The sequence below is a fragment of the Longimicrobium sp. genome, assembly GCA_036387335.1.
Lineage (GTDB): Bacteria > Gemmatimonadota > Gemmatimonadetes > Longimicrobiales > Longimicrobiaceae > Longimicrobium.
Genome location: DASVTZ010000139.1, coordinates 1 through 13449 on the forward strand (window position 1 = coordinate 1; position 13449 = coordinate 13449).

Annotated in this window: 11 protein-coding genes; 6 read left to right on the top strand and 5 right to left on the bottom strand. The window is 66.5% G+C overall.

The features are described 5' to 3' along the window. On the bottom strand, positions 1-2990 hold a 2990-nt coding region (carB, locus tag VF647_12970; GenBank protein ID HEX8453006.1), incomplete at its 3' end, for a carbamoyl-phosphate synthase large subunit. A 1806-nt stretch (positions 2991-4796) separates the two neighbouring features. Continuing rightward, positions 4797-5402, bottom strand: coding sequence for a hypothetical protein (locus tag VF647_12975; GenBank protein HEX8453007.1), 606 nt, complete (start codon positions 5400-5402; stop codon positions 4797-4799). Positions 5403-5849: 447 nt separating this feature from the next. Here VF647_12975 and VF647_12980 point away from each other — a divergent pair, with 447 nt between their 5' ends. Then, the gene (locus tag VF647_12980; GenBank protein ID HEX8453008.1) at positions 5850-5978 is read left to right on the top strand and encodes a hypothetical protein; all 129 of its coding nucleotides are present in this window, start codon (positions 5850-5852) and stop codon (positions 5976-5978) included. A gap of 267 nt (positions 5979-6245) precedes the next feature. Here VF647_12980 and VF647_12985 read toward each other — a convergent pair whose 3' ends face one another. Together VF647_12985 and VF647_12990 are read right to left on the bottom strand one after the other, a co-directional pair. Next, a complete protein-coding gene (locus tag VF647_12985; protein HEX8453009.1) occupies positions 6246-7244 on the bottom strand; it encodes a hypothetical protein in 999 nt (332 codons plus the stop codon). Continuing rightward, positions 7241-8005 (bottom strand): hypothetical protein, encoded by a 765-nt coding sequence (locus VF647_12990; GenBank protein HEX8453010.1) that lies wholly within the window; start codon positions 8003-8005, stop codon positions 7241-7243. The genes VF647_12985 and VF647_12990 overlap by 4 nt, the downstream gene beginning before the upstream one ends. 285 nt (positions 8006-8290) lie before the next feature. On the opposite strand from VF647_12990, the gene VF647_12995 reads away from it, so the two are divergent. The 5 genes from VF647_12995 (at position 8291) to VF647_13015 (ending at position 12773) form a co-directional block, all read left to right on the top strand. After that, on the top strand, positions 8291-8650 hold the full coding sequence (locus VF647_12995; protein HEX8453011.1) for a hypothetical protein: 360 nt from the start codon (positions 8291-8293) through the stop codon (positions 8648-8650). Between the two features lie 83 nt (positions 8651-8733). Beyond that, a complete protein-coding gene (locus tag VF647_13000; GenBank protein ID HEX8453012.1) occupies positions 8734-9345 on the top strand; it encodes a plasmid pRiA4b ORF-3 family protein in 612 nt (203 codons plus the stop codon). Between the two features lie 130 nt (positions 9346-9475). Beyond that, a complete protein-coding gene (locus VF647_13005) occupies positions 9476-10243 on the top strand; it encodes a class I SAM-dependent methyltransferase (GenBank protein ID HEX8453013.1) in 768 nt (255 codons plus the stop codon). Positions 10244-10437: 194 nt separating this feature from the next. After that, a complete protein-coding gene (locus VF647_13010; GenBank protein ID HEX8453014.1) occupies positions 10438-11004 on the top strand; it encodes a hypothetical protein in 567 nt (188 codons plus the stop codon). A 179-nt stretch (positions 11005-11183) separates the two neighbouring features. Then, a complete protein-coding gene (locus VF647_13015) occupies positions 11184-12773 on the top strand; it encodes a patatin-like phospholipase family protein (GenBank protein ID HEX8453015.1) in 1590 nt (529 codons plus the stop codon). A 75-nt stretch (positions 12774-12848) separates the two neighbouring features. On the opposite strand, the gene VF647_13020 is transcribed toward VF647_13015, so the two are convergent. Then, a complete protein-coding gene (locus tag VF647_13020; GenBank protein ID HEX8453016.1) occupies positions 12849-13238 on the bottom strand; it encodes a response regulator in 390 nt (129 codons plus the stop codon). Between the last annotated feature and the right edge of the window lie 211 nt (positions 13239-13449).

Consider the following 13449-nt stretch of genomic DNA (forward strand, 5'->3'; position numbering starts at 1 on the left):
CGCGCCTCGTTCACCTTGAAGACGCGCTCGCACGGCACGCCGCGGCTGCGCAGGTAGCGCGCGGTGCCCTCGGTGCCCGCGATGCGGAAGCCCATGTCGTGCAGCCGCCGCGCGATGGGCGTGACCGTCGCCTTGTCCGGATCGTTCACGGTGATGATGACGCGGCCGTCCTTGGGAAGGTGCGTCCCCGCCGAGATCTGCGCTTTAGCGAACGCCATCCCGAACGAGTCGTCGAAGCCCATCGCCTCGCCCGTGGAGCGCATCTCGGGGCCGAGCAGCGGGTCCACCTCGGGGAGCTTGTTGAAGGGAAAGACGGCCTCCTTCACCGCCACCCCGCCCACCGGGATCTCCTCCGGCAACCCGAAGCTCGCCAGCTTCTCCCCCACCATCAGCCGCGCCGCGATCCTGGCCAGCGGCACCCCCGTCGCCTTGGAGACGAACGGCACCGTCCGCGAAGCGCGCGGGTTCACCTCCAGCACGTACACCACGCCTCCGTAGACGGCGTACTGCACGTTGATCAGCCCGATCACGCCGAGCCCCAGCGCGAAGCTGCGGGTGTGCTCGCGCATCTCCGCGATCTGCGCGTCGGTGAGCATGAAGGGCGGCAGCACGCACGCCGAGTCGCCGGAGTGGATCCCCGCCTCCTCGATGTGCTGCATCACCCCGCCGATCACTACCGTCTCGCCGTCGCACAGCGCGTCAACGTCGGCCTCGAAGGCGTCCTCCAGGAAGCGGTCGATGAGCACGGGCCTCTCATGGCTCACGCTGGCGGCCGTCGCGAAGTAGTGCCGCAGCCCCTCCTCCTCGTACACGATGCGCATCCCCCGCCCGCCCAGCACGTAGCTGGGGCGCACGAGCACGGGGTAGCCCACCCGCTCCGCGATCTCCGCCGCCTGCTCCACCGAGACGGCCAGGCCGTTGGGCGGCTGCTTGACCCCCAGCTCGCGGGCCAGCGCCTCGAAGCGCTCGCGGTCCTCCGCGCGATCGATCGCCTCGGTTGGCGTGCCGATGATCTTGACGCCCAGGCGTTCCAAAGGCTCGGCCAGCTTCAGCGGAGTCTGCCCGCCGAGCTGCACGATGACGCCGTCCGGCTGCTCCAGGCGCACGATCTCCAGCACGTCCTCCAGCGTCAGCGGCTCGAAGTAGAGCTTGTCCGACACGTCGAAGTCCGTCGAAACCGTCTCGGGGTTGGAGTTGACCATGATCGACTCCCACCCGGCATCGCGCAGGGCGAGCGCGGCCTGCACGCAGCAGTAGTCGAACTCCACCCCCTGCCCGATCCGGTTGGGCCCCGACCCCAGGATCACCACCTTGCGGCGATCGGAGCGCTCGGACTCGTTCTCCTCCGCGTAGGTGGAGTAGAGGTACGGCGTCATGGCCGGGAACTCGCCGGCGCAGGTGTCCACGCGGTTGTAGATGGGGTGGATTTCCATCCCCCAGCGCCGCTCGCGCACCGCATCCTCGGTCTCGCCGCGAAGACGCGCAAGCTGCACGTCGCTGAAGCCGAAGCGCTTCATGCGCAGCATCTCGCTGGGCGTCACCTCGGGGAGCGCCGCGTACGCCCGCTCGGCGTCGACAAGCTGCGCGAGCTGCGCCACGAACCACGGATCGACCGCGGTCAGCGACGACACCTCCTCCTGCGAGAAGCCCTGCTCCAGCGCGCGCTTCATCTGGAACGCGCGCTCCGGCGTGGGGCGGCGCAGCGCGCGGCGCAGCGACTCGTCCGTCTCGTCCGGCACGCGGTCGTCGGCCAGCGATCCCGTCTCCCAGCCGCTGCGCCCGATCTCCAGCGCGCGAATCGCCTTCTGCCACGCCTGCTTGAAGGTGCGCCCGATGGCCATCGACTCCCCCACCGCCTTCATCTGCACCCCGAGCGTTGCGTCCGCGGCGGGGAACTTCTCGAAGGCGAAGCGGGGGAACTTGACCACCACGTAGTCCAGCACCGGCTCGAACGACGCGGGCGTGGTCTGCGTGATGGCGTTCGGCAGCTCGTCCAGCGTGTAGCCCACGGCCAGCTTCGCCCCGATGCGCGCGATGGGGTACCCCGTCGCCTTCGACGCCAGCGCCGACGACCTCGACACGCGCGGATTCATCTCCACCACCAGCAGCTCGCCGTCCGCCGGGTTCACGGCGAACTGGACGTTGCACCCCCCCGCCTCCACCCCGATCTCGCGGATGATGGCAATGGCGGCGTCGCGCATCTTCTGGTACTCGACGTCGGTCAGCGTCTGCGCGGGCGCCACGGTGATGGAGTCGCCCGTGTGCACGCCCATGGGGTCGAAGTTCTCGATGGAGCAGATGATGACGACGTTGTCCGCCCCGTCGCGCATCACCTCCAGCTCGAACTCCTTCCACCCGATCACCGAGCGGTCCACCAGCACCTCGCTCACCGGCGACAGGTCTATGCCGCGGCGCACCTGCTCCTCGAACTCGGCGCGGTTGTACGCGATCCCGCCCCCCGTGCCGCCCATGGTGAACGACGGGCGGATGATGGCGGGGTAGCCGGTGTCCTCCACGATGCGCAGCGCCTCGTCCAGCGAGCGCGCGAACCCCCCGTGCGGCAGCCGCAGCCCGATGCGCGAGATCGCCTTGGAGAACTCGCTTCGATCCTCCGCCATGCGGATGGCGCGCGCGTTGGCGCCGATCAGCTCCACCCCGTGCCTGGCCAGCGCGCCGCTGTCGTGGAGTTCCAGCGCCACGTTCAGCGCCGTCTGCCCGCCCATGGTGGGGAGGATGGCGTCGGGCTTCTCCTTCTCGATCACCCGCTCCACCCACTCGGGGGTGATGGGCTCGATGTAGGTGGCGTCGGCGAGGTCGGGGTCGGTCATGATCGTGGCCGGGTTGCTGTTGACCAGGATCACGCGGTACCCCTCCTCCCGCAGCGCCCGTACGGCCTGCGTCCCACTGTAGTCGAACTCGGCCGCCTGCCCGATGACGATGGGCCCGGAGCCGAGGATCAGGATGCTCTTGAGGTCGGTGCGCTTGGGCATCTGTCTGTGCGTGCGCGCGCCGGCCCATCCGGGGTCGGACGAGCCGGCGCGTGGTGCCGGACGGAGTTGTCGGTCGGGGCAGAATATAGGGAGCGCGGGAGCGGGTGGAAAGGACGCGATCACCTAGGGCAATGGTTCAGGTTCCGGCCGACGCGCCATGAATGTGGCGTGAGGTATTTGGGACGGGGTGCCCTACCTCCTGCTTCAGCCGTCACCTAAATCTTGTTTTCTCCAGCGACCGCAGCTAATACTTCGGAGTGGATCGTGTCCATACTTTTTACGCGGAGTTGTGGGAAATGCAACAATTTTGCTTCGGTGGTCACGTCTGCCGGTTTGCTACTCCTCCTGCATGCACCGGCTATCTCACTCAGAGCTGCAGCCGAACGACCACATCCACTCAGTGCGTTCGGATGCCTGCGGCACCGGGCTGGTGAGCCGCGTTTAAGCTGGCAGTCGAGGGCCGGCAGTTTCTTCTGTCCGCGGCGGAGTCCGTCCGTCTCAGTGAAAATCGACAGGCCGCTGATCGAACTCGCGAATTGACCTTTCGCAGTGCGTAGAGCATTGACTGGTCAGTAATTTTCCGACGGCCCGAGATTGGTTAGCTATGTACCTTCGGCGGCATCATCTCAACGCCTGTCTTGGCTTCGCGTTTGTGCCTGCATCCGATCTGCCCCAATCACGATGCACGGAGTTCCACACTCACCGGAGAGGTGCACAGATGATTGAACGGTCCGTTATATCAATTACCGTAGCTTTATCCCTCGCCAGCTGCGCGACCTTTTCAGAGTCGACCAGCGACAGTTCCGCCGCGGATCACGTCACGTTGGCTGGACAGCCGGCGGAACGCTTGGCCGATACAGCGATGCCCGTCTCTGGATCAGAGGCGGACTTCACCCCATCCCAGCGGGCACTGCTGGCAGAAGCTATTGCGCAAGCCAACAGAATAACCTCGGATACGGCCTTCCTAACGATCCTACGTGAAATGGAGGTTTCAGGTGAGATAGAATGGGGTCGGAAACGGCGCCGCTTGCTCCCGCGCGCCGCGCGCCGGGCGCCCATTGCTTGGCTGCTGAACCGATTTGAAGCCGAGGGGAATTATGGCTCAGACGATATAGGCGTAAGTGAAGTGTCCTACCCTCCCACTACCGCGGTAACGACGGCGTGTATCCCATTCAGCCCCTCTTGCGCGCTGATCACAGAAATTTCGCCATCCTACGTGACAGCCACCACCACCATGAAAAACGCGCTCGCCAACACCTTGGTGCACGAACGGGTGCACTCGTTCGGACAGCAGCACGGCTGGTCACAAGCGCGAGGCCCCAATATGTGTGACGCTGCGTACGTCGTAGGGGATCTTGCAGAGTCACTCTTGCGCAGCCGCGACGAGGGCACATCCATTGTCCCTCGCCAAGCGTTGTGTGGTAAGCTCCACCGCCGGTTGGTCGCGCGCAGAATTGTCGCGCCCTAGGCTCGGGCGTGCCGCACAGTTATGTAAACGGCACGCCCTCCTCCCGCAACGCCCTCACGGCCTGCGTCCCACTGTAGTCGAAACCCGGCCGCATGCCTGATGATGATGGGCCCGGAGCCGAGGATCAGGATGCTCTTGAGGTCAGTGCGCTTGGGCATCTGTCTGTGCGTGCGCGCGCCGGCCCGTCCGCGGTCGGACGAGCCGGCGCGTGGTGCCGGACGGAGTTGTCGGTCGGGGCGGGAATTTATGCGGCGCGAGGCGGTACGGAAAGGATGCCGCGCGGCTTGGCCAGGAGCGCGCGGATGCCGCACAGGGTCCAAGCCGTACGCGGCGCTGGGCTACTTCGAGAGAGTGTCCCGCAGGCGCGACCGCAGCATGTGGCGGAGCGCCCTGGTGGGAGGCGCGTCCGGAGCAGCCTCTTTCAGCAGCTCGTACGCCCGGTGCGCTGCATCCAGGTCTCCGGTTTCGACGTGGTAACGGCCGACCGCGTAGAAGTACCCCGTCACTTCGGTGATGTGAACGCGCTTTCTGCCGCGGAGAAGACGGCGGATGTCGAAGCCGTCTCCAAGCGCTTCTCGCGCGCCCGCCAGGTCCCCGCCAGCGATGCAGAGCTCGGCGTAGTTGATGCGCGCAAACAGGTAATGCGGATTCCGGCGGTAGTTCTCAACGACAACCTCATCAACCGCATCCATCTCCCCGAGCGCGCTGTGGGCGGCACTCAGCCAGTTATAGAACATGGGTAGCGGCTCACGCTCGATCCACGAACGCAGCTCCGCAACCGCCGCGCGCGGATCATCATGCACCAGCGCGTGCAGACCGGGGATCGCCTCACGAATTTCGCTGGCGAGCCGCGAATGCCACGCCTGCGGCAGGGCGTCGTGGACAACCTCCAACAAGTGCCCTGTCGCTTCCCTCCTGCGGCTCATCTTTCGCTTCAGGGACATCGGCGCGCTCGGAACTGGTCTGACGGCTGGTGGCTACGACGCCAATCAACGGCCCGCACCGGCTCACGGCAAGGGGTAACGCAGTCAGGATATCGTGCCCGGGTCGCAGTCGACCAGGATCGCGCCTACCCTTCTTCGCGCAGCGCACGGACCGCCCGCATCCTGCTAAAGTCGAACTCAGCCGCCCGCCCGATTACGATGAGCCCGGAGCCGAGGATCAGGATGCTCTAGAGGTCGGTGCGCCTGGGCATCTGTCTGTGCGTGCGCGCGCCGGCCCATCCGCGGTCGGACGAGCCGGCGCGTGGTGCCGGACGGAGTTGTCGGTCGGAGCGGGAATATAGGTGGTGTGCGGGCGGGGGAAAGACGGACGCGGAAAAACGGAGTCCCCGTCCGACAGGAGTGATGACGCAGTAGCCCCGTCTTTCTCGCTACACACCGGAGGCTAAGATGGCCAAGCAGATCACGTGCATCAACAAGAACGACCGCGAGAGCAAGTACGAGCGCATCACCCACATCGGGCGCGGGATGGAAGCATACGCAGGAAGCCGCCATCAGCACCATCGAGAGCGGCACTGAGTCGTACTACGTGAGCTAGGGCGGCAAGGAGGTCGATGTGGTCGTCGCGACCAGAAACGGGGTCAAGTACCTGAAGACGGACGCGGACAGTAGCGAGCCGAACAACCTCCTGAGCCTGAAGGAGTGCCGCTAGCTCGTACGACCCGCCGCCTCGAACGCACGACAGCCGCGTCGCGAGCCGCGGCTGTCGTGCTGCGGTACAGAGGTGTCAGGGTCTGGCCGTGTGGATGATCAACACTTTCCCGGCAGCCAATATGCGCACAGCCCCTACTGCGCAGACGCGACGGGGCGGCTGCTGTGGGAGGGCGACCCACCGCGCATCGCTGCGGCTCGAAGCGCCTGAACGAGGAACATCGTGGTGATCAGCGGATCCAGGGCTTCGCTGAAAACCACGACCTTCCTGCGGCCCTGGATCACCAGGGCGGGGAGTTCCTTCAACCCCACCGGGATACTCCCGAACTTCAACTCCCGAAGGTCACGGAAGGGAATTTTTATGTCAATCGTCCGGCTGCTGCCTTCAAACTCAGCGTTAGCGACCTCCCACGTGCGGGTCACGGCGGTTGCGATGCGGAGCGCATCGTCGCCAAAGATCGCCATTGCCTCCAGATCTCCAAGGGAAAGGTTCGCCCAGGTCACGCGCAGATACGGCCGGGCGAGCACCGCTTTCATGCCCTCACCTGCCACGGCCCTGGCGTTCGCCGGGAGTGGTCTTTCCTTGAACCCGTACGAGCCGGCCAGTACGCCCACGGCGTGGATGAGCACCAGGATGGCGAGCAGCAGTCCCGGAACGCTCAACCAGAGGGGCAAAGGCCGCTTCCCGAGGTTCAGCACCACCTGCGGCACACTTGGAAAGCTCCTGGCGATGGCGGCGCCTACCTGTGGATCCAGCCGCTCGAACGTCCCGTGCACGCGTGCCGTGCGGCGCTGGGCGGGCAGCGAGCTCTTGACGAGAACGGATCCGGTGCCCGCGTCCAGAAGAGTGTAGTAGACTTCAGCGTCCCTTTCTTTTCCGACCCAGTAATCCGCCAGCTTGAAGTCCGCATCGATCCGAACCTCCGTTCCCTCGCTCGGGGCGAAGCTCGCGAGTTCCGCGGCGGAGATCTCAGTGAGGGATTGATTCCTGAAACCCAGCCGTACCTCAGAGCACAGGTACACGGACAGCACTACGAGTGCGCCGATCGCGAACCAGCTCCACTTCACGAAATACGTCCGATGCCGGTGCAGAGCCCAGAATCCGGAGGTCAGAAGTCCACGAAGCTTTCTCATTTTCCACCTTCATAAAGTGTGGTGATTCTTTGCGCGATCCCTTTCGATGCGTTCTCAACGGCGCTTTCAACCAGGTCCTTCGCCTGCGCGTCGGTTATTGCGGTGGAAGAATACAGCACGTAGTTCCTTCCCGATCCTGTCTCCGGCCCTGATTCGGCCGAGACCTGGCCGCGCCAGCGCTCCCGGCCTTCCTGATCCAGGATTTTCAGCGCTGTTCGGATTTTGAAGCGCCAGTTGGTCCGGCCGAATGGCAGCTCGCTACGCCAGCCGCCGGTACTCCACTCGTAGCTGCTGATCGCCCACAACGCGGCTGGGACGCGGTCCACGGAGGCGATGCGGGCGATCTCGATGGAGTCGGAGGGTTGCAGCACCGCCATCCCGGAGCCCACTCCTACGTACATCGCACGCCCCCTCACGTGTCGGACCCAGCCGAGATCCTCCTGGTCCAGGTCCATCAGCTGCGAGGCGTCAAGTCCGCTTTGCAGCGTCGCGCGGGACACACCGCGGATCGTCACTCCGCTCTCGTCCAAGCGGCGCGCCGTGTAAAGCAGGAGCAGGCGCGTGATGGCCTGCGTCTCTTGCGGGGCGCGCTCCACGCTTCCGTCGCCGAACGTGTGCAGGATGTTTATGTTTCCCGCGAAGGTGACGATACCGAGCGGCGAACCGGGGCTCGCGTGGAATTCGGGAGAGGGTTCACTGCAACTGGAAAGGACCAAGCACCAGCCGAATACGATTGTGAAAACAGGCAATCCCGAAATCATAAAAACTCCTGAATGACATTGTCCCTGACACAAGAGAAGCCATCTGACGAGCGACGGATTGTAGGAGATTTTGCTCAAGGCACCGGGCGCATTCTGACATTTTTCTACGTAGCACGCTGCCGAGGCGAAACGCAAGGATCTTGATTGCGACCAACCGCCGCGGATTGGAACCTGCCGGGTTCGTCACCTCCCCGAGGCCAATGGCGACGAACGGCGGTTGGGCACGCCGCCGGGCACCGCGGCGCCGAGTGTCGCGGCTTGACAGCCGCTGCGTCGCGCTGCAGGATGCGCACACGCATCCCGGCGCGTTCTGTTCCGCGCCACCCGTCCCCCGGCCTTCCGCTCCGATGCCGGCCTCAGGCTTCCTCGACGCAACCACCCCAGCGCTCCCCTCCAACTCTGACGCGCCCCCTCGGCCCCATCGGCCTCTCGCTCTCGGGCGGGGGTACCGGCGGCGGGTTCCACCTGGGGGTGCTGGGGCTGCTGAGCGCGGTGAGGCTGCTGCGCGACGTGGCCGCGCTCTCCACCGTCTCGGGCGGGACGATCGTGGGGATGCGGTGGGTCGTGTCGCTGCTGGACGGGGTGGCGTTCGACGAGTTCCGCGAGCGGTTCCGCGCGTGGCTGAGCCACGAACGTCGTGTGTGAGGCGCTGGGGCGGCTCACGTCGCACCCCCGCGGGGACGTGCGCTCCAATCCGAGTGTGATCCGCCGCCGCTTACTTCCATCGCATGATCTCCGAGAATCCTCCACACCCGCCCGCTCGCCGCGGCCGCAAGCCCAAACCGCGGCTGCTGCAGCTCCGCATCGCTCTCGCGCGCATCGAGCCGCCGATCTGGCGCCGCGTACGCGTGCCGGACGCGTACACGCTCCACCAACTGCACCGCGTTATCCAGATGGCGTTCGGGTGGCTCGACTACCACCTGTACAGCTTCAGGATCGGCGAGCGCCGCTTCGAAGCGCCACATGAGGAGGCAGAGGACGAAGACACGACGGTCGTCCGGCTGCGTGACCTCGGGTTGAGTGACGACGCGCGATTCCGCTACACGTACGATTTTGGTGACAACTGGGTGCACGTGATCGAAATGGAGGGCGTCTACATCGCCGCGCCGATCGACGGCGACGCTGGGTTGCCGGTGCTGTACGCGGGGGAGCGCGCGGGGCCGCCCGAGGACTGCGGCGGGCCCCACGGGTATGCGGAGATGCTCGAGGCCCTTGCAGATCCCCGTCACCCCGAGCACGGGACATACCGCCTCTGGGCGCAAGACTACGATCCAGAGCAGTTCGACGTGCGGACCGCCCGCAACAATCTCGTGCTGGCTGCGGCTTGGGGCGCCATCTGAGGATATTTACATCTGGATGTCGGTGATCCGCCGACGGCGCGCGCACCCTGCGTGAGACCGCATGGCTGTAGTAGCAGCCCGCGTCTGGCGCCGCACACCCTTCCAGCTACATTCTGGGGCCGCAAGTTCGATGTCCGCTGACGAATCCGATGAGGAGCGCGTGACACAGTACGACAACATCGCCCTGGACTATCAGAAGATCTCCGCCGCCGTGCCGCTGCGCGAGGCGGAGTGGTACTCGCTCCGGCGCCGCCTGGGGGACCTCACCGGTCTCTCCGTGCTGGACCTGGCCTGCGGCGACGGGATGGGCACGCGCCTCATCAAGCGATGGGGTGCTGCGCGCGTGGTGGGCGTCGACATCTCACCGCAGATGATCGCGCTGGCGTATCAGGAGGAAGAGGCTCGGCCTCTCCACATCGGGTACCTCGTCTCAGATCCAGCGACGCTGTTTCCCCTCGGCCCCTTCGACCGCGTCACGGCCGCCTACCTCCTGCACCATGCGGAAAGCCGCGAGCGGCTGCACAGGATGGCGCAGACCGTCTACGACAACCTCGAGCCGGGCCAGCACTTCGTGGGGAGCATCGCCAATCCGCTCCGGCCGCCCGAGCCCGTCGTCGACCACCGCAAGTACGGCTTCAGCTTTCGCCTCCTGGACGAGACGCTGCGCGAAGGAGCCAACCTCCGCGGCACGCTGTTCCTCGGCGAGAAGACGGTGGAGTTCGACTTCTTCTGGTGGCCCTGGAGAGTGTACGAGGAGGCATTCCGAACCGCGGGTTTCCGCACATGCCGGATCGAGCCTTTCCTCGCCCCTCCGGATTCGGTACACAAGCGCGGCGAGCAATTCTGGGACGACTACCTCAACGCACCCTCGGCGGTGCACGTCATCTGCGAGAAGTAACGGCGACGAGTCAGCCGCGCTGTCCAGCGTGGGCTGAGGGAGCTGGAGAAACGGTATCGGGCACTGGTGCAGTTCGCCGGGGCATCACCAGCGGGAAAAACGCGGGACCGGTCCATCCATAGCGAAGCACACCCGCAGTCTCCCGGCCCGGCGGCGCGCCGGGCTCGCGTCCACCTGCTTCCGGAAAGACCGCCATGACCGACTACCGCCCGGACTCGCATCCCGCGGCCGAAAGCTACCGGCTGCTGGACTTCGACTCGGCCCACGTCACTCCGGGGTTCATTCCCGGCACGTACTTCCTGACCGTCACGGGCCGGAAACCGTGCAGCAACATGAAGGTCGCGCTCTCACCGCTGATCTACATCCGCTGCCCCGAGTACTGGGGGATCGAGGTCGTGGGGCATCTGCCGCACGGGATCTGCCTGAACCGCATCGTCCCCTTCGAGGAAACGATCCCGCTCACCGGAATCATCGGCTCCATGGGGATCGAGGTCATCGGGGCGAGGCGGAGGGAGCGGTTCGAGATCGAGGGTGGCTGCGGCCACGAGCTGGATTTCACGGCGGGTCCGGGAGGCGACCGGTTCATCGTGATCGCCCTGACTGGATCGGAGGGCGAGAAGCACCAGGGGTGCAAGGTCCTGCCCGAGAACGCGCTCTATCCCGCGATCTACTCACAGGTCTTCGGCCCTGCGTCGCGCGAGGAGTGCGGGCGGTGGACGGCCGAAAACTGCGGATTCGACGGAGGTGATCCGCCGGAGTGACGCCAGCGGGCGGGTGTGCCGGTCACGGGTTGGGCGCCGCGCGGGACATCAAGAGTCTTGTCTCGCGCGGCTTCGAGGACGCACCTTGCGCGGCTGATCCGATTCCAGCCGCGGCCTTCAGGCCATGTGCCTGACCTCCGTCCCATCCCCAGCCGAACCCTCCGGAGTCCCCTTCCCCAATGGACACCACGCCTGCCACGCTCGCCGCTCAACAACCAACCGAGATACGCAACGACCCCGACGCACCCCTCGGCCCGATCGGCCTCTCACTGTCCGGCGGGGGGTACCGGGCGGCGGGGTTCCACCTGGGGGTGCTCGGGCTGCTGAGCGAGGTGGGGCTGCTGCGCTACGTGGCAGCGCTCTCCACCGTCTCCGGCGGGACGATCGTGGGGATGAAGTGGGTCGTGTCGCTGCTGGACGGGGTGGCGTTCGAAGAGTTCCGCGAGCAGTTCCGCGCGTGGCTGACGGCCACCAACGTGGTGCGCGAGGCGCTGGAGCGGCTCACGTCGTACCCGGGCGGGGAGGTGCGCTCGAATCCGAGCCTGATCCGCTGCGCCGCGGCCGTGTACGCCGCGCCCAACTTCCTGGGCGACCGGCGCTTGGGAGAGGTGCTCGACGGCGAAGGGATCCCGGCGGAGATCATCTTCAACTCCACCGAGTTCCGCGGCGGCCTCGACTTCCGCTTCCGCCGCAGCCCGAATCCCCGCGTGAAGATCGGCAACGGCAACTTCCCGGTGCCGCGCGAGGTGGCCGCGCAGATCAGGCTGGCGGACGTGGTGGGGGCATCTTCGTGCTTCCCCGGCGGCTTCGAGCCGATTCTCTTCCCCGACGAGTTCCACTGGGCGCCGGGCGTGCTGGAGCGCGTCCGGCAGGAGCTGGGGACGAAGTTCGAGCCCGCGCTCCCGCTGATGGACGGCGGCATCTACGACAACCAGGGGGTGGAGAGCGTCCTCCGCGCGAACGAGCACGGCGAGGCCGACACCCTGCTGATCTCCGACACCAACACGCGGCAGGCGGCGCTCTACGTCACTCCTCCCGCGCCACGACGCGGATGGTTCACGCTGCGGATGGCCGCGTGGGCCGGGCGGCTGCTCTTCGTGCTGGCGGCGGCGTCGGTGGTGGCGCTGGGGGTGCACGCGTGGCGGGAGAAGCTCGGGAACGGATGGCAGTGGCAGGACATCCTGGTGTACGTGGTGCCGGGCATCCTGTGCATTGCCACCATCGCGGCGCTGATAGAGGCGCGGCGGACGGCGCTCGACGTGCGGACGCGGCTGCGCACGCAGGTGCAGATCGCCCACGCCTGGAAGGATCTGCGCGACCTGACGCTCACCGAGGCCACGGTCCTGGTGGAGCTGCGCGCCCTGTCGCTGATCTCCCTCACCTCCAACGTGTTCATGAAGCGGGTGAGGGGGCTGGTGCAGGCCAGCGTCTTCGGCAACGCTCGCTACGAGAAGAAGCGGGCGATGATCCTGCTCTACGGCCTCGACGAGCCCCATCCTAAGCTGTACGGCGAGGTCCCCTGGCTGCGCCCGTCGCAACACCTGGTGGACGACGTGTGCCGTGTGGACACGATGTCGACCACCCTCTGGTTCGACTCCCCCGAGCAGCTCCCCACGCTGGAGCGCGTGGGTGCGGCCACGGCCACCTTTTCGCTCCTACGCCTTATAATCGAGCGGCACGGGCCGGATGGCGGCCCGGCCGGCTCGCCCGTCCGCGACCTGTTCGACCGGCTGCGCGGCAAGTGGGACGGCTTCAACGCCGCCGCCTGAAACCGCGGGGCATGGCGAAAACGGGGGCGGACCGGTCATCCGGTCCGCCCCCGTCGCTTCCTCGCTGCACGAATCTCAGCGCGGTCCGCTCAGCGACTCGTCGAGCCAGAGGATCAGCCGCTCCAGCATCGTCTCGTCCTTGTCGATCACCTGCCTCGCCCCGGCATCGTGGGCGCGCGAGTGGAGCTCGGGCGCGCGCGACCCGGTGACGAACGCGATCGGGATGCTCGCGAACGCGGGGAGGGTGCGCAGGGCGCGGCAGCACTCCACGCCGTCGCGGCCGGGCATGTCGTTGTCCAGCAGGACGGCGTCGGCGCGGCCGCTGTCGCGCTCGGCCCATCCCAGCAGGTCGTCGCCGCTGGCGAAGGGGAGCACCTCGAACCCGCGGCAGCGCAGCACCGATGAGAGCAGGTACCCCTGGTCCGGGTCGTCGTCGGCGAACGCGATGCGAAAAGCTTGCGGCATAACCAGAGCGTGTGGGGGCAGGACGGTTGCCCCCACACGGATGGCAAGGTCCGGCCCACTGCGCAGGATCAGCCAAGTCTTTGCAGGAGGTGCCTTTGGGATGATACGTCCCGATTCACCGATGTTCCGCTACGGGAACGGGCGCGCCCGATTGGGAACAGATGTGGATGGTTCCCCGGGATGGGGCGGGGCGGGGGCGGGGGCGGGGGAG

Coding starts and splice junctions, on each gene's coding strand:
- VF647_12975 (HEX8453007.1), bottom strand. CDS start 5,402: ATGTCCCTGAAGCGAAAGATGAGCCGCAGGAGGGAAGCGACAGGGCAC.
- VF647_12980 (HEX8453008.1), top strand. CDS start 5,850: ATGGCCAAGCAGATCACGTGCATCAACAAGAACGACCGCGAGAGCAAG.
- VF647_12985 (HEX8453009.1), bottom strand. CDS start 7,244: ATGAGAAAGCTTCGTGGACTTCTGACCTCCGGATTCTGGGCTCTGCAC.
- VF647_12990 (HEX8453010.1), bottom strand. CDS start 8,005: ATGATTTCGGGATTGCCTGTTTTCACAATCGTATTCGGCTGGTGCTTG.
- VF647_12995 (HEX8453011.1), top strand. CDS start 8,291: ATGCGCACACGCATCCCGGCGCGTTCTGTTCCGCGCCACCCGTCCCCC.
- VF647_13000 (HEX8453012.1), top strand. CDS start 8,734: ATGATCTCCGAGAATCCTCCACACCCGCCCGCTCGCCGCGGCCGCAAG.
- VF647_13005 (HEX8453013.1), top strand. CDS start 9,476: ATGTCCGCTGACGAATCCGATGAGGAGCGCGTGACACAGTACGACAAC.
- VF647_13010 (HEX8453014.1), top strand. CDS start 10,438: ATGACCGACTACCGCCCGGACTCGCATCCCGCGGCCGAAAGCTACCGG.
- VF647_13015 (HEX8453015.1), top strand. CDS start 11,184: ATGGACACCACGCCTGCCACGCTCGCCGCTCAACAACCAACCGAGATA.
- VF647_13020 (HEX8453016.1), bottom strand. CDS start 13,238: ATGCCGCAAGCTTTTCGCATCGCGTTCGCCGACGACGACCCGGACCAG.